Here is a 15,049-nt window from a genome sequence, read left to right on the forward strand (position 1 = left end):
GGTCAGACAGGCAGCTTGAGGACGGCGTCGAGAAGCGCGCCCTGAGCGGCCAAATTTTCCGCCGCCAATTGCTTGACCAAGGCGCGATCAATCTCGGCGGGCCGCCCATTCGGATCATAGGGTTCCTTGAAGGTGAAGCACTGCGGCCCGCTGCCGTTGTCGAAAAGCATTTCGAGCCGTTTTGCCCCTTCCTGCCAATCCGGCCTCCTGCCGGCAGGCACCCAGAACAGCACCATCGGCGGCCATTTCTGCACCACGTTCCAGTGGCGCGCGTGCTTGATGGCATCGGCATGAACGCCGGTATAGGTAAAGGCCATCAAGCTCTCGAGGTCGTGCCAAAGCGAGAGCGACGACACCGCGGCACCGCTAGATTGCTCGGTCAGGAAGCGCGGAAAGAGGAGCGGTCCCCAGCTCCGAGGTCCCGGGACGCCCTTGTAGCCGGACCGTGCAACAAACCCCGGTGCCCGCTCTGCCGCCGCAAAGTTCATCGGCTCTCTGAGAGCAAAGCCCCGCACCGCAGCACTTTCGGCGAGATCGACATGGATGCCGAAATTGTAGATCGCAAGGTGATGGTCCGCAGTCGTCAATTCACATCGTCCGGCAACACGGGCAACGGGGCGATCTCGATGCCCTCTTCGATCAGAGACTTTACCTCAACGGGCGAGGCCTGGCCGATGATACCACGGGCTTCCGCCTCGCCGTAATGGATCTTGCGCGCCTCCTCGGGAAACTTCTCGCCGACATCCTCGCTGGAGGCGCGGATTTCCTGGATGGCTTCCTTCAGCTTGCTCATCGCCAGCTTTTGCGCCGCAGAAACGGCCAGCGCCTGCGTGCCTTCCTTCTGCCGCGCGGTTGTTACCGACGGCGCCATCAACACCTTCGACACCTCGCCCGATCCGCAGACGGGACAGGTCAGAAAGCCGCTTGCCTTCTGCCGGTCGAACTCGGCGCTTTCCGAAAACCAGCCTTCGAATTCATGGGCCTTTTCGCAGCTGAGGGAATAGCGGATCAAACCGTCACGCCTCCCTTGGCAAGCTGCGGCGCGATATCGAGCTGGAAGTCGCGACCGTTCTTCAGGTTCGGGATTTTTGCACGGCAGGCCTTGACCGCTTCAAGATCAATATCTGCGACAACGACAGCCTCGCCCGACCCGCCCGCACTCGCCAGAACCTTGCCCCAGGGGCCGACAATCATCGAGTGCCCGAAAGTCTCGCGACCATCTTCATGCACGCCGGCCTGCGCCGCCGAGATCACATAGGCGCCGTTCTCGATGGCGCGCGCGCGCAGCAGGATCTCCCAATGCGCCTCGCCGGTCTGCTTGGTGAAGGCCGCCGGTGTCGTCAGGATCTCGGCACCGGCCATCGCCTCGGTCCGGAACAGGTGCGGAAACCGCACATCGTAACACACGCCGAAGCCGAGCTTGGCGAACGGCAGATCCGCCACGACTGCCCGGTCGCCCGGCCGATAGACGGTGCTTTCCCGCCAGCTCTCGCCATTGTCGAGATCGACGTCGAACATGTGGATCTTGTCATAGGAGGTGATCTTCGCGCCATCAGGTCCGAACAGGAAGGCCCGGTTGGCGATCTTGCCATCGGCAAGCTTGATCGCGGTCGAGCCGACATGCAGGTGGATCTTAAGCTCTTTCGCGAGATCCGACGCTGCCTTGACGATCAGGTCGTTTTCCTCGTCGCGCAGAACAGCGGCGAGACCCGCGCGGTCCTTCTGCACGGCCCCGGTCATCTCCGGCGTCTGCACATAGATCGCGCCTTTGGAAACAGCGTCGCGCACCAGGCGCGCCATGCTCTGGGCATTCTTCTCCGGATCAACCCCGGAACACATCTGGACGGCAGCGGCCTTGAACACCATCGAACGAATATCCTTATTGGGAAAGAAGCGGATCGAGCTTGCCGGCCCGATCAAGCGCATGCAGATCGTCGCAACCACCGACATGCATTCCGTCGATGAAGATCTGCGGGAAGGTGTTGCGGCCGGACTTGGAGATCATCTCTTCGCGCAGCTCCGGCTTGCCGGTCGCGTCATGCTCGACATAGCTCACGCCCTTCTTCTCGAGCAGCGCCTTGGCGCTGGCGCAATAGCCGCAGAACTGACGCGTATAGACAATGACATCCGCCATGAAGAACTCCGCAGAAGATGGGCACGGGACTGTGCTGGAGAGGACCGGACCCCTCATATAGGCCCGGACAAAGCCCTTGCAAAGGTCAAAACAGTGACATCCGCGGCCCCTGCCTTTTTCAGGGCAGCGGTCGCGGCACCGACCGTCGCCCCGGTCGTATAGACGTCGTCGATCAGCACCAGCCGCCGCCCGAACACCAGCTCTTCCCGCCCCTCCGGCACCAAAAAGGCACCGCGCACGTTGAGAGCCCGCTGGTTGGCCGTCAGCCCCACCTGCTGCTGCGTGCGCTTGCGCCTGACCAGCGCCTCGGCGAAAAACGGTTTCCCCGCCTGCCGCCCGACATGCCGCGCCAGCTCCGCCGACTGGTTGAACATCCGCCGGAACATCCGCATCCGGTGCAGCGGCACCGCAACGATGCCGTCTGCCGCCGCGATCTCGGCTGATGCCGCCCGCACCATCCAGGCCGCCATCATCGGCGCGAGATCGGTGCGGTCGCGATATTTCAGCCCATGCACCAGATGCCGCGCCACCCCCTCATGCAGCGCAACGGACCGCAGCCGGTCGAAGACCGGCGGATGCGCGATCGCCTCGGGCGACAGCATGCCCTCGCCTGGATCATGCGCAAAGGGCAGGCCCAGAACCTCGCAGAACGGCCGCTCGATCAGCCGCAATGTCGACCAGCAGTCGCTGCAAAGCGCATTCTGCGTCAGGGTCTGCACATGGCAATGCGCACAGGTCGGCGGATAAACCAGATGAAAAAGCCCACGCAGCATCGTCCCGGAACGATCCAGGCTGACGGATAGCGATTTCTGCACTAAGTGAGCGAGCATGCGATGACTTTACGCCTGCCGGGGCAGAGAGCCAATCCGCGTCAGCCAGGGAAGACCGCCATGAATGAAATTTTCGACGAAGCTCTCATCGCCCGCAACCGCAGCCGCGCCTGGGCACAGAGAGCGCAAGGGGCCGATTTCCTGCTGGAGCTGACAGCGCGCGAACTGGCCGACCGCCTGTCCATCGTCGAACGCCGCTTCGACAAGGCGGTCGAACTCTTCGGCGGCACGGGGCTGACGGCAGAGGCGGCGCTTGCCACCGGCAAGATTGCAGATCTGGAACGTGTCGAAACCGATGCGGCCCTGCTGGCAGGCACAGCCGGAAGCGTGACCAATTTCGAGAGCGTCCCGCTCGCGCCCCAGTCGGTCAACCTGATCCTCTCGCCGCTCTCCCTGCATCTGACCAACGACACGCCCGGCATGCTGATCCAGATGCGCCGCGCCCTGAAGCCCGATGGCCTGCTGCTCGCCGCCATCCCGGGTGCCGGAACACTTGCCGAACTGCGCGATGTGCTGCTGGCGGCCGAAACCGAAATCTATGGCGGCGCCAGCCCCCGCGTCGTGCCCTTTGCCGACATCCGCGACATCGGCGCGCTCATGCAGCGATCGGGTTTCGCTTTGCCTGTCATCGATGAGGAGAGTTTTACGGTCCGCTACGACCACATCTTCGCGCTGATGCGCGATCTGAAAGCCATGGGCATGGGCAATCCGCTGATCGGCCGAAGCCGCCGCCCGGTCTCCCGCCGCTTCTTCATGCGCGCCGCCGAACTCTATGCCGAACGGTATGCCGATCCGGATGGCCGCATCCGTGCCACCTTCTCGATCGTCTTCGTTTCGGGCTGGGCGCCGCATGAAAGCCAGCAGAAGCCGCTGAAGCCTGGCTCCGCCAAGATGCGGCTTGCCGATGCGCTGGACCCGAACAGGTCAGTGCCCACCACAGCCAGGGAAAGCAAGGATTAGGTCCAGGCGGCCGTGATCGTCGCCGTCACGGTTTCGAAGACGTTCTGAACACGCCCGCTCAAGACTCCGAAGCCGCTGATCAGGGCAACGCTCATGATCGCGGCAATCAATCCGTATTCGATCGCGGTCGCGCCGCTCTGGTCGGCGATCATCTGACGCAATAGACGCATGCGGTCTCCTGGCGATCGACCCGGAGCCTGCCGCGCAGCGCTCCCGGCACGGTGGTGGTTAACAGGCCTGGCCGGAACCATAACCGTCGATGATACAGACGGAGCCGGGCGTTTCCTGAAGCACGCTACGACGGATCGTGTAGCGCTTGCCGGGATCGCCCTTCGGGATGGAACCTGTGGTGATCATGTCGTAGTCATCAGGCTGGAAAGCCAGGGTCTTGCGGTCGGTCTTGGAAGCAAGCATCGGCGTCAGGACGAGCGAAAGGGCGATCGCAGCCGTGCCGAAAAGCAGGGCGATATTCAGAACACCGGTCCGGCCTGATTTGATCGAAGACCGCTCTCTTGACCGTGCGGCCTTCCAGAAATCCTCGTTTACCATGATACGCTCCACACACGTTTACGACGCATGAACAGAGCGTATATTGCGGTGCGGGGTATAAACTTTGTGTTAACGACGCCCGAAGAATTCGCGACCGCTCACAGAAGGTCCTGGAGAAACGGGATCAGCGGCTCGTCGGCCGGCGGCATCGGATAGTCGCGCAACGCCTTGGCCCGAACCCACTTGATCGCCTGGCCTTCGCGCCCCTGGGGAATCCCCTCATAACGTCGGCAGATATAGAGCGGCATCAGCAGGTGAAAGCGCTCATAGGTGTGGCTGGCGAATGTGAGCGGCGCCAGGCACGCAACCTTGGTGACGATACCCAGCTCTTCGTTGAGTTCACGCACCAGCGTTTCCTCGGGCGTCTCGCCAGCCTCGACCTTGCCGCCGGGAAACTCCCACAATCCGGCCAGCGACTTGCCCTCGGGCCGTTGCGCAAGAAGGATGCGGTTGTCGGTATCGACAAGCGCGCAGGCGGCCACCAGCAGGATCGGCTTCTTCTCGTCGCTCATGCTCAAGCCTTCCGCCAATAGTGATAGCGATAGGCTTCGCTGAAACCCATCTTGGTATAGAGGGAAAGGGCCGCTTCGTTGTTCGCGACGACCTGCAGCCAGGCGGTGCGTGCACCGCGCATCCGGGCCCAGCGCAGCGCCGTGCTCAGGATCTCGACGCCCAGCCCCTGCCCACGCTTGTCGGAGCGCACCGCAAGCGACATGACCCCCGCGAGGTCATTGTCCTGCACGCAGAGCGTCGCAGCCACGGGCCCACTCTCGGGGTCCTCAATGACAAAGAGGCCACTTGGCGGCTTGATGCTGGTAATGATCTCGGCCAGCGCCGGCTTCAAGGCAGGGTCCGTCCCATGCACGGCGATATCGGCATCGACGTAGCGACCGATGTCATGCGTCGGCAGATGATCCATGGTATCGGGAAGCTCGAGCGTCGTCAGATCGCAGGTCATCGTCACGACCTCCTCGAAGCACTCCCAGCCCTCCGCCGCCAGATGATCGATCAATTGCTTCGGCGACAGGGGTGTCTGCCGGATCATCAGCGGTCGCCCATGCGCCTCGAACCGCCGCTTGGCCTTCTCGATCCGCAACGGGATGTCGCGGTGGTCGGACGGATCGAGCGCAACAACACAGTTCAGCCGCTTCGACGGATGGCTCCCCGTCAGCCGCACCTGCCAGCTGCCGTCATAGACCACGCTGCTCGCCGGCCAGGCGCGAAAGCCGACGGCTTCCAGGCGCCGCACCAGCGGCAGGTTCGGATCGGAAACGTTCACCTGCATTCCGGCCATCAGCTCCGGTAATCGCCGTTGATGGCGACATATTCCTTGGTCAGGTCACAGGTCCAGACGGTCGCCGTGCCCGAGCCCAAGCCGATATCGACGGTCACAGGAATGTCTTCCTTCTCCATCACCGCCGTGGTTGCAGCCTCGGAATAATCCGGGTCCCGCTCGCCATTGACGGCAACGCGCACGTCGCCGAACCAGATCGCCAGCCGGTCGCGGTCCGCCATCTCGCCGGACTTGCCTACGGCCATGACGATACGGCCCCAGTTCGCGTCCTCACCGGCAACCGCCGTCTTGACCAGCGGCGAATTGGCAATCGACAGCGCGATCTTCTTCGCCGCCAGATCGCTCTCGGCACCCTTGATGGTGACGGCAACCATCTTGCGCGCACCTTCGCCGTCGCGGACCACCTGCAGCGCCAGATCCTTCAGCAGGTCGTTCAGCGCCTGCCGGAATTCACCAAGACGCGCATCATCCGCGTTTTCGACGGTCGCCTGGCCATCAGCCGCTGCAGCGCCCGTCGCAAACAGCAGCAGCGTGTCCGAGGTCGAAGTGTCGCTATCGACGGTGATCGAATTGAAACTCGGCTCGACGCCGGCCGAAAGCAGCGCCTGCAGGGCAGACGAGGAAATGGCGGCATCGGTGACAACGAAGGACAGCATGGTCGCCATGTCGGGCGCGATCATGCCGGCCCCCTTGGCGATCCCGTTGATCGTGACAGTCACACCGTCGATCTTGGCCGAACGCGTCGCAACCTTCGGATATGTATCCGTCGTCATGATTGCCTTGGCCGCTTCCAGCCAGAAATCGCCCTTGGCATCCGTGGCCATCTGGTCCAGCACGCCGGCAAACTTCGTCGCATCGAGCGGCTCGCCGATCACGCCAGTCGAAGCCAGATAGATCTCGTTCTCGCCGCAGCTGAGTGCGGATGCCGCAGACTTTGCCGTGAGCTCCGTCGCAGCCCTGCCCTTGGATCCGGTAAAGGCATTGGCATTGCCGGAATTCACCACTACGCCACGGGCAAAGCCATGGCCGAGATTCTGCCGGCAGAAATCCACAGGCGCCGAAGGGCACTTCGACTTGGTGAAGACGCCTGCGACCGTAGCCGGCGTATCGAAAGCCATCAGCAGCACATCGGTGCGGTTCTTGTACTTGATACCCGCTGCCGCCGTCGCCATCCGCACACCGCGGATGACAGGCATGTCGGCATAGGATTTCGGAGCGAGCGGAGAAATGCTGGAAGACATGGTGCCTGGCCTGTAATGGAAGGCCCGCAAACTGCGGGCCTTTTTCTAAAGATAATGTATCGAAGACGGAGGCAGCTTACTGCTGCTGTTCCTGCTTGTTCGCCTCTTCATAACCCTTGCGCAGGGTTTCGTCGACGATCTCGACCTTCTGTTCGGTCTTGGCCTTCTCGATCAGGGCAAGATACTTGTCACGCATGACGAGCTGACGAACCTGCTGCTCGACGGCCTCGAATGCCGGCGGAGCGGCTTCGCGCTTGTCTTCGAGCAGGATCACGTGGAAGCCGAACTGCGTCTTGACCGGGGTCTTGGTGTAGGCGCCCTTTTCGAGAGCAAAGGCTGCTTCTTCGAATTCCGGAACCATGCGGCCCTTGGTAAAGTAGCCGAGATCGCCGCCTTCCGACTTGTTCGGGTCGGTGGACTTTTCCTTGGCCAGATCAACGAAGCTCTTGCCGGCGTCGAGTTCGGCGATGATCGCCTTGGCTTCCTCTTCCGTCTTCACCAGGATGTGGCGGGCGCGGATCTCTTCCTGCTTCGGAAGGGCTGCCACTTCCTTGTCGTAGCGCGCCTTGACCTCTTCGGTGGTCACGGCATCGACCACGTTCTTCTTGAAGAAGGCGTTGTGCAGTTCGCGCTCGGCGATGTAGGCCATGCGACGCTGATAGTCCGGATCATCCTTCAGACCGGCAGCCTCGGCATTGGCCGCCAGCAGCTTCACGTCGATGGCGCCGGACAGGGCGGCAACCTTTTTCTGCTCATCGGGCAGCTGGGCAAGCTGCGGGTCCAGATTGGCGATGGCGAGGTCGAGCTCGGACTGCTTGATCTCCAGGGAGCCGACCTTGGCGACCACGGCATCGTCAGCAGCGACGACACCCTGGAAGGCGATGAGCGATACGCAGGCGGCAAGCACGAATTTATTGAGGCGAAGCATGAAAGACCTTTCGGATGGTGAACCGTTTGAAGACCGTTCGAATCAGGCAAAAAATTGTCAGACGCCCGACAAATGCAGGTCTTTCCAATCGCCCTGCGCCGTTGACATCATTCGACCCCCCTCTTATCTGTCACGCAACCTCGCGTCCAGAGTAGTTTCGGGACGCATTGCGCCTATTCCTCTGTGCTCATAAGGGCCGGAAGACTGGGTCAACGTTATGACGAAGGTCAGAAAGGACCATCGATATGGTCAGTCTTGGTGGACTTGCGCGAAAGATTTTCGGCTCGTCAAACGAACGCCGGGTTCGCTCCTATCAGCCTCAGGTGGCCGCAATCGCCGCCCTCGAGGAGAAGATGAAGGCGCTCTCCGACGAAGAACTGGCAGCAAAGACGGTGGAATTCCGTGCTCAGCTCGCCGCCGGCAAGACGCTTGACGACATCCTTGTTCCAGCCTTCGCCGTGGCCCGTGAAGGCTCCCGCCGCGCGCTCGGCATGCGTCCTTTTGACGTACAGCTGATCGGCGCGATGATCCTCAACGACAACTCCATCGCCGAAATGAAGACGGGCGAAGGCAAGACGCTGGTCGCCACACTGGCCGTCTACCTCAACGCGCTCGCCGGCAAGGGCGTGCATGTCGTGACCGTCAACGACTACCTCGCCCGCCGCGACGCCGCCACCATGGCCAAGATGTACGGCTTCCTCGGCCTGACCACCGGCGTCATCGTCCATGGCCTGTCCGACGACGAACGCCGCGCAGCCTATGCCTGCGACATCACCTACGCGACCAACAACGAACTCGGCTTCGACTATCTGCGCGACAACATGAAGTACGAGCGCGCCCAGATGGTGCAGCGCGGCCATAACTTCGCGATCGTCGACGAAGTGGACTCGATCCTCGTCGACGAAGCCCGCACGCCGCTGATCATCTCCGGCCCGCTCGACGACCGTTCGGAACTCTACAACACCATCGACGCCTTCATCCCGGTCCTGTCGGAAGAAGACTACGAGATCGACGAGAAGCAGCGCTCGGCCAACTTCTCCGAAGTCGGCACGGAAAAGCTCGAAAACCTTCTGCGCGCAGCCGGCCTGCTCAAGGGCGAAAGCCTTTATGACGTCGAGAACGTCGCGATCGTCCACCACATCAACAACGCGCTGAAGGCCCACAAGCTCTTCCAGCGCGACAAGGACTACATCGTCCGCAACGACGAAATCGTCATCATCGACGAGTTCACCGGCCGCATGATGCCGGGCCGCCGTTATTCGGAAGGCCAGCACCAGGCGCTCGAAGCCAAGGAAAAGGTCCAGATCCAGCCCGAGAACCAGACGCTCGCCTCGATCACCTTCCAGAACTACTTCCGCATGTACAAGAAGCTCGCCGGCATGACCGGGACGGCGGCTACGGAAGCCGAAGAATTCGCCAATATCTACGGCCTCGAAGTGGTCGAAGTCCCGACCAACCTGCCGATCAAGCGTATTGACGAGGACGACGAGGTCTACCGGACCTTCGAGGAAAAGTTCAAGGCGATCATCGAGGAGATCAAGGCCGCCAACGAGCGCAACCAGCCGGTTCTCGTCGGCACCACCTCGATCGAAAAATCCGAGCTTCTGGCCACCATGCTCAGCCAGTCCGGCTTCAAGGACTTCAAGGTCCTGAACGCCCGCTACCACGAGCAGGAAGCCTATATCGTCTCCCAGGCCGGCGTTCCCGGTGCCGTCACGATCGCCACCAACATGGCTGGCCGTGGTACCGACATCCAGCTCGGCGGCAACCTCGAAATGCGCCTCGAGCACGAACTGGCCGAAATGGAGCCGGGTCCGGAGCGCGATGCCAAGGCCGAAGCCATCAAGGCTGAAATCGCCGCCCTGAAGCAGAAGTCGCTCGAAGCCGGTGGCCTCTACGTCATCGCCACCGAACGCCACGAAAGCCGCCGCATCGACAACCAGCTGCGCGGCCGCTCCGGCCGTCAGGGCGACCCGGGCCGCTCGAAGTTCTACCTGTCGCTCCAGGACGACCTGATGCGCATCTTCGGCTCCGACCGCATGGACGGCATGCTGCAGAAGCTCGGCCTGAAAGATGGCGAAGCCATTGTTCACCCCTGGATCAACAAGGCACTCGAACGCGCCCAGAAGAAGGTCGAAGCCCGCAACTTCGACATCCGCAAGAACCTCTTGAAGTATGACGACGTCATCAACGACCAGCGCAAGGTCATCTTCGAGCAGCGCATCGAGCTGATGGATGCGCCTGATGTATCCGCAACCGTGACCGACATGCGCCACGAAGTCATCGAGACCATGGTCGGCATTCATATCCCCGAAACGGCTTATGTCGAGCAGTGGGACGTCGCCGGCCTGAAGCAGAAGGTCGCCGCGACCCTCAACCTCGACCTGCCGATCGAGGCCTGGGCGGCCGAAGAAGGCATCGCCGAGGACGACATCTACAACCGCATCATGGAAGCCGCCGACAAGGCCTATGCCGACAAGGCAGAGCGCTTCGGCGCAGAGCTGATGGCCTATGTCGAGCGCTCCGTCGTCCTGCAGACCATCGACAACCTGTGGCGCGAGCACATCGTCAACCTCGACCATCTGCGCTCGGTCGTCGGCTTCCGCGGCTATGCCCAGCGCGATCCATTGCAGGAATACAAGGCCGAAGCCTTCGAACTCTTCCAGGCCCTGCTCGCCAACCTGCGCGACGCCGTGACCACGCAGATGTCGCGTGTGGAACTGGTCCGTGAAGCCCCGCCTGCCCCGACTCCGCCGCCGGTCATGGAAGGCCACCACCTTGATGCCACCACCGGCGAGGACGACTTTGCCGAAGGCGCCCAGGTTCCGCCGCAGGACCGTAATCCGCAGGATCCCACGACCTGGGGCACCGTCGGTCGCAACGAGGCCTGCCCCTGTGGTTCCGGCAAGAAGTACAAGCACTGCCACGGCGCCTTCGAAAGCGCCTGATCGAGAAAGGCCGTTTCAACGGTTTCAACCCGATTTCGGAACGCCCGTGCCTGCCAGCGCGGGCGTTTCGCATTTGAGATGGGTGACGAAACGAGGCCTGAGCGGGAAAGGGCCTCGGCGCCCTCAGCGGCCGCGTCATCTCCCGCTTGATGGTTTCTAAACCTTTACCTGCAAGAGTGCCGCCCGAGATCGGGGCGACTGGCTTTCCAGTGCGGTCCCCTACGGGAGCGAAGCCATGTCAGGTATGGCGGAACGCGAGCATCACTGGGATTCCCTGCGGGCGCTTCTGATGCTGCTCGGTATCCCCTATCACGCGGCCATGGCCTACAACACGCGGGTTCTCTGGGATGTGCAGTCGCTCGACAAAAGCGAGACCCTGACCTTTCTCAGCGGCTTCCTCGTCACCTTCCGCATGCCGGCTTTCTTCATGGTCGCCGGCTATTTCGCCGCCATGCTGCTCGCCCGTCGCCCGCCTTTGCAGTGGCTGCGTGGCCGTTTCGTCCGCCTCGGCGTCCCCTTCCTCACCGGCCTCGTCCTGCTCGCTCCGCCGCAACTCTTTTTCGTCGACCTGAAGGATGCCCTGAACGGCGCCCTGTCCATGCCTCAGGCCATGCACCGGGCAGCTTACGACGTCACCCATCCGGGCTTCGGCTGGATCATGCATCTTTGGTTCCTGCCCGCACTTCTGGCCTATAGCACGCTGGTTGCACTCGCCCTGGCATTGGTCCAGGCAACCGGCTCAAGCCGGCATCTTCGCCAGGCAGGAGACGCTTTGGCCCAGCGCCGCATGCTTCTTCTTCCGGCAGTCCTCGCCTTCGCCATGACCTGGGAAATCGCGATCGCCCTGTCGCATTCCTATTTCCTCGCAAAGCCATCGGGCCTTGCCTTCCTGCTGGCCCATGGGGTCGATCCCTATCTGCGATATCTGCCCTTCTTTCTGCTGGGCGTCGCCCTGCGCGCCGTGCCGGAACTGCGTCCGACCCTCGTCTGGCAGGGTGGCTGGATCTTGCCTCTCACCGCAACGGCTGCCGCCATCGCCGCCTCCCTGCTGCGGGGCAGAACAGGTCTGGTCCTCGAAATCCTCTACAATGCCGCCGACGGGCTCGCCGCCATCCTGATGAGCGCCGTTCTGATCGGCTGTGCCAGCCGCTTCTGGAACCGGCCGAACCGCTCGGTCGACCGCATTGTCGATGCCTCCTTCACCATCTACCTCCTGCATCATCCGCTGATCTATGCCCTGGTCACGCTCTTTCTGCTGGCCCCCTGGCCACCCGTGCTGGAGTTCGCGATCGTCTGCCTGCTGACACTCAGCCTGTCCTACGGTGCGCACAGGATTCTGCGCAAAAGTCGCCTGGCACTCTTCCTGTTCAACGGCCTCCCGCTGCGGCCCGGAACCACCACGACGGCATCGGCTACCCCCGTTGAGGGCACACTTCGTTAACCCTGATGTGTCAACACTCAGATCACGCCCGTCCCTGTGAGAAGTATTGCGTTTGTCACGATGACTGTTCTGGAAGCAGCGGAGAAATGGTTGCCCGCAGGTCAGGTTCTGGCCCGCGCGCTCCGTGCTGAAGACGACCAGTCCCGTGCCCGGCTGATGGCCATGGTCGCCTTCGCCATCCGCATCTTCAGCGCCGCCATAGCCTTCGTCTCGCAGATCATCCAGGCCCGCCTGATGGGCGAGTTCGAATATGGCATCTTCGTCTTCGTCTGGGTGCTGGTCGTGCTCGCCGGCAATTTCTCCTGCCTCGGCTTCCCCACCGCTCTCATCCGCTTCCTGCCGCAATACGATCTCGACAAGGCGGAAGCGGAGATCCGCGGCCTGACCATGACCGCCCGCGTCTTTGCCATGCTGAGCGCCAGCACCTTCGTGCTCATCGGTCTGGCTGCCCTGCATGTCTTCGGCGACAAGATCGAGGCCTACTACCTCGTCCCCCTCTTCCTCGCCCTTTTCGCCCTGCCGATGATTGCGCTCGGCGACGTGCTCGACGGCACCGCACGTGCCAATCGCTGGCCGGTGGTGGCCATGAGCCCGACCTACATCATCCGTCCGACGCTGATCCTCGTCTTCATGCTGACGGCCGTCAGCCTCGGCGCGCCGGCAACGGCCACCACAGCCCTGCAGGCCGCTCTGGCTGCCACTTACGTCACCACGCTCGGCCAGTTTCTCACCATCGACCGCCGCCTGGTGCGCCGCTACGAAAAAGGTGCGCGCAAGATCGATTTCCTCGCCTGGTTCCGGGTCGCTTTTCCGATCTTCCTGATTGAAGGTTTCGGCTTCCTGCTGACCAATTCCGATGTCATCGTGGTCGGTTTTTACCTTCCCCCCGATCAGGTCGCCGTCTATTTCGCAGCTGCCAAGACCATGGCGCTCGTCCAGTTCGTCTTCTTCGCCGTCAAGGCCGGCGCCACCCCGCGCTTCTCAGCCCTGATGGCGGAAGGCGACCGGACGGGGCTCGCGGCCTTTGCCGGCACGGCCGCTCGCTGGACCTTCTGGCCCTCGCTTGCTGTTGGCGCGGTCGTGCTTCTATCAGGAGAATTCCTGCTCGCCATGTTCGGTCCCGCCTTCACGGCCGGTTACATGCTGATGGTCATCCTCTTTGCCGGCAACATGGCGAAAGCCATGGTGGGCCCGGCTGAAATGTTGCTCACCATGGCCGGACGGCAGAAACTCTGCGTCGGGGTCTATTTCCTGGCACTTGCCACGAATATCGGCCTCAACGTGACGCTGATACCCCATCTCGGCCTCGCCGGCGCCGCAACGGCCACGGCATCGGCCATGGCCGTCGAAGCTTTGCTGCTGCACCTCGCCGTGCGTCGCGCCCTCGGCGTCGTCGTCTTTGCCTTCGCCGACCCGCTCGCCCTGATGCGCAGGATGGAGGCGAAAGCCGCATGACCGATCGCGTTTACACAGAAAGCATGAACAGCGGCGCGAACCGCCTGATCGGCAGCCTGACGGGCGGCGACATGCGCCATGGCGCTGAAGCCGAATATGCGGTGGGCCGCCCCGGCCGCCGCCTCAGCATCTATCCCGGCCAGATGGGTTATGACCTGCAGGACGAGCTGGACCACCTGACCTATCGGGTGATGGAAGCCAATGTCTTCTTCGCCCCGCGCTTCCTGGCACCGGCCATGCCGCGGCTGGAAGAGCGCCAGATCCGGCTTGCCGTCATCAGGGACGAGGACGAGCGCCGTTCGCGCCTGCGCATGCTCTTTCCCTATTCGATCGAGAAGCCCGGCTTCTCCGTCGGCCCCTCGATCCTACGGGTCTGGTCGAACCCCTTTGGTCCGCTTGGCACGCCGCTGGTCGACGCCGAGGGTGCCGCCGAAACGTTTGACAATCTTCTGGAGGTGATTGGCCGCGCGGAAACAAAGCTGCCCGGGGTCATCGTGCTGCCGGATCTGCGGCTGGAAGGCCGCTTTGCCCAGCTCGCCCGCGCCGTCGCCATCGGTCGTGATCTGCCGCTGACGGTGACCAATGCTTACGAGCGCCCCATGCTGGAAAGCCTGGAGGACGGCGAGACCTATCTGCGCGGCACGCTCAACAAGAACCACCTGCGCGAGATGCGTCGCCAGTTCCGCCTTCTGTCCGAACTCGGCCCCGTGATCTACAACGTTGCCCGCCAGCCCGAGGAAATCCGCCTGCGCATGGAGGAATTCCTGGCCCTGGAAGCAAGCGGCTGGAAAGGTCGCAAGCGCTCGGCCATGGTCAATGACCGCCTGCGCGCCGCCTTTGCCCGCGAAGCGATCACCAATCTCGCCGAAGCCGACCAGGTCCGCATCCACACGCTCGATCTCAACGGTCGCGCCATCGCCTCAATGGTCGTCTTCATCATGGCGGGCGAAGCCTATACCTGGAAGACCGCCTTCGACGAAACCTATGCCCGCTATTCGCCGGGCAAGCTGCTGGTCGCAGACCTCACGGAATGGCATCTCGACGACGCCAACATCCAGCGCACGGACAGTTGCGCCATGCCCGACCATCCGATCATGGCGCGTTTCTGGAAGGAACGCGAACCGATGGGCACACTGGTCATCGGCCTGCGCACCAATACCGACCGCGACGTCCGTCAGGTCGGCGCGCAGCTGCACATGTACCGCAACACCCGCAACATCGCCCGCATCCTGCGCGACAAGGTGCTGAACAGACGCTTCGGCGGCTGAT

General features: G+C 62.6%; 16 protein-coding genes. 5 read left to right on the top strand and 11 right to left on the bottom strand.

From position 1 onward, the window contains the following. Window positions 1-2: 2 nt before the first annotated feature. The 5 genes from DMY87_RS09275 to DMY87_RS09295 are packed head-to-tail and all read right to left on the bottom strand — an operon-like array spanning window position 3 to window position 2,907. Window positions 3-587 (bottom strand): DUF3291 domain-containing protein, encoded by a 585-nt coding sequence (locus DMY87_RS09275; RefSeq protein ID WP_110791042.1) that lies wholly within the window; start codon window positions 585-587, stop codon window positions 3-5. Continuing rightward, entirely contained in the window at window positions 584-1,012 is a 429-nt protein-coding gene (locus tag DMY87_RS09280; RefSeq protein WP_110791043.1) for a DUF1178 family protein, read from the bottom strand. Before DMY87_RS09280 ends, DMY87_RS09275 begins: the two co-directional genes overlap by 4 nt. After that, the gene (locus DMY87_RS09285) at window positions 1,009-1,866 is read right to left on the bottom strand and encodes a carbon-nitrogen hydrolase family protein (protein WP_110791044.1); all 858 of its coding nucleotides are present in this window, start codon (window positions 1,864-1,866) and stop codon (window positions 1,009-1,011) included. The genes DMY87_RS09280 and DMY87_RS09285 overlap by 4 nt, the downstream gene beginning before the upstream one ends. Before the next feature lie 13 nt (window positions 1,867-1,879). Further along, window positions 1,880-2,134, bottom strand: coding sequence for a glutaredoxin 3 (grxC, locus tag DMY87_RS09290; RefSeq protein ID WP_110791045.1), 255 nt, complete (start codon window positions 2,132-2,134; stop codon window positions 1,880-1,882). A gap of 53 nt (window positions 2,135-2,187) precedes the next feature. Next, window positions 2,188-2,907: a ComF family protein gene (locus DMY87_RS09295; protein ID WP_245408894.1), complete on the bottom strand. Its 720-nt coding sequence runs from the start codon at window positions 2,905-2,907 to the stop codon at window positions 2,188-2,190. Window positions 2,908-3,024: 117 nt separating this feature from the next. On the opposite strand from DMY87_RS09295, the gene DMY87_RS09300 reads away from it, so the two are divergent. After that, complete coding sequence (locus tag DMY87_RS09300; protein ID WP_110791047.1) at window positions 3,025-3,924, top strand: methyltransferase domain-containing protein; 900 nt, start codon at window positions 3,025-3,027, stop codon at window positions 3,922-3,924. Here DMY87_RS09300 and DMY87_RS09305 read toward each other — a convergent pair. From DMY87_RS09305 to DMY87_RS09330, 6 genes are all read right to left on the bottom strand, one after another. Next, entirely contained in the window at window positions 3,921-4,094 is a 174-nt protein-coding gene (locus tag DMY87_RS09305) for a Flp family type IVb pilin (RefSeq protein ID WP_110791048.1), read from the bottom strand. The genes DMY87_RS09300 and DMY87_RS09305 overlap by 4 nt on opposite strands. Window positions 4,095-4,152: 58 nt before the next feature. After that, entirely contained in the window at window positions 4,153-4,473 is a 321-nt protein-coding gene (locus tag DMY87_RS09310; protein ID WP_110791049.1) for a hypothetical protein, read from the bottom strand. 98 nt (window positions 4,474-4,571) lie between these two features. Then, complete coding sequence (mutT, locus tag DMY87_RS09315) at window positions 4,572-4,985, bottom strand: 8-oxo-dGTP diphosphatase MutT (RefSeq protein WP_110791050.1); 414 nt, start codon at window positions 4,983-4,985, stop codon at window positions 4,572-4,574. 2 nt (window positions 4,986-4,987) lie between these two features. Beyond that, the gene (locus tag DMY87_RS09320; RefSeq protein ID WP_110791434.1) at window positions 4,988-5,758 is read right to left on the bottom strand and encodes a GNAT family N-acetyltransferase; all 771 of its coding nucleotides are present in this window, start codon (window positions 5,756-5,758) and stop codon (window positions 4,988-4,990) included. An 8-nt stretch (window positions 5,759-5,766) separates the two neighbouring features. Continuing rightward, the gene (gene argJ, locus DMY87_RS09325) at window positions 5,767-7,008 is read right to left on the bottom strand and encodes a bifunctional glutamate N-acetyltransferase/amino-acid acetyltransferase ArgJ (protein WP_110791051.1); all 1,242 of its coding nucleotides are present in this window, start codon (window positions 7,006-7,008) and stop codon (window positions 5,767-5,769) included. 76 nt (window positions 7,009-7,084) lie between these two features. Then, a complete protein-coding gene (locus DMY87_RS09330) occupies window positions 7,085-7,936 on the bottom strand; it encodes a peptidylprolyl isomerase (protein ID WP_110791052.1) in 852 nt (283 codons plus the stop codon). Window positions 7,937-8,181: 245 nt separating this feature from the next. Between DMY87_RS09330 and secA the strand changes: the two genes are divergently transcribed. From secA to DMY87_RS09350, 4 genes are all read left to right on the top strand, one after another. Then, window positions 8,182-10,884: a preprotein translocase subunit SecA gene (gene secA / locus DMY87_RS09335; protein WP_110791053.1), complete on the top strand. Its 2,703-nt coding sequence runs from the start codon at window positions 8,182-8,184 to the stop codon at window positions 10,882-10,884. Between the two features lie 235 nt (window positions 10,885-11,119). Further along, window positions 11,120-12,325 (top strand): acyltransferase family protein, encoded by a 1,206-nt coding sequence (locus DMY87_RS09340; RefSeq protein WP_110791054.1) that lies wholly within the window; start codon window positions 11,120-11,122, stop codon window positions 12,323-12,325. A gap of 60 nt (window positions 12,326-12,385) precedes the next feature. Then, a complete protein-coding gene (locus tag DMY87_RS09345; RefSeq protein WP_110791055.1) occupies window positions 12,386-13,780 on the top strand; it encodes a lipopolysaccharide biosynthesis protein in 1,395 nt (464 codons plus the stop codon). Further along, window positions 13,777-15,048 carry a GNAT family N-acetyltransferase gene (locus DMY87_RS09350; protein ID WP_110791056.1) on the top strand — a complete coding sequence of 424 codons (1,272 nt, stop codon included), beginning with the start codon at window positions 13,777-13,779 and terminating at the stop codon, window positions 15,046-15,048. Before DMY87_RS09345 ends, DMY87_RS09350 begins: the two co-directional genes overlap by 4 nt. The last annotated feature ends 1 nt before the right edge of the window (window position 15,049 follow it).

Source organism: Peteryoungia wuzhouensis (assembly GCF_003205195.1).
In the GTDB taxonomy this organism is placed as follows: domain Bacteria; phylum Pseudomonadota; class Alphaproteobacteria; order Rhizobiales; family Rhizobiaceae; genus Allorhizobium; species Allorhizobium wuzhouense.

Coding starts and splice junctions, on each gene's coding strand:
- DMY87_RS09285 (WP_110791044.1), bottom strand. CDS start 1,866: ATGGTGTTCAAGGCCGCTGCCGTCCAGATGTGTTCCGGGGTTGATCCG.
- grxC (WP_110791045.1), bottom strand. CDS start 2,134: ATGGCGGATGTCATTGTCTATACGCGTCAGTTCTGCGGCTATTGCGCC.
- DMY87_RS09295 (WP_245408894.1), bottom strand. CDS start 2,907: ATGCTGCGTGGGCTTTTTCATCTGGTTTATCCGCCGACCTGTGCGCAT.
- DMY87_RS09300 (WP_110791047.1), top strand. CDS start 3,025: ATGAATGAAATTTTCGACGAAGCTCTCATCGCCCGCAACCGCAGCCGC.
- DMY87_RS09305 (WP_110791048.1), bottom strand. CDS start 4,094: ATGCGTCTATTGCGTCAGATGATCGCCGACCAGAGCGGCGCGACCGCG.
- DMY87_RS09310 (WP_110791049.1), bottom strand. CDS start 4,473: ATGGTAAACGAGGATTTCTGGAAGGCCGCACGGTCAAGAGAGCGGTCT.
- mutT (WP_110791050.1), bottom strand. CDS start 4,985: ATGAGCGACGAGAAGAAGCCGATCCTGCTGGTGGCCGCCTGCGCGCTT.
- DMY87_RS09320 (WP_110791434.1), bottom strand. CDS start 5,758: ATGCAGGTGAACGTTTCCGATCCGAACCTGCCGCTGGTGCGGCGCCTG.
- argJ (WP_110791051.1), bottom strand. CDS start 7,008: ATGTCTTCCAGCATTTCTCCGCTCGCTCCGAAATCCTATGCCGACATG.
- DMY87_RS09330 (WP_110791052.1), bottom strand. CDS start 7,936: ATGCTTCGCCTCAATAAATTCGTGCTTGCCGCCTGCGTATCGCTCATC.
- secA (WP_110791053.1), top strand. CDS start 8,182: ATGGTCAGTCTTGGTGGACTTGCGCGAAAGATTTTCGGCTCGTCAAAC.
- DMY87_RS09340 (WP_110791054.1), top strand. CDS start 11,120: ATGTCAGGTATGGCGGAACGCGAGCATCACTGGGATTCCCTGCGGGCG.
- DMY87_RS09345 (WP_110791055.1), top strand. CDS start 12,386: ATGACTGTTCTGGAAGCAGCGGAGAAATGGTTGCCCGCAGGTCAGGTT.
- DMY87_RS09350 (WP_110791056.1), top strand. CDS start 13,777: ATGACCGATCGCGTTTACACAGAAAGCATGAACAGCGGCGCGAACCGC.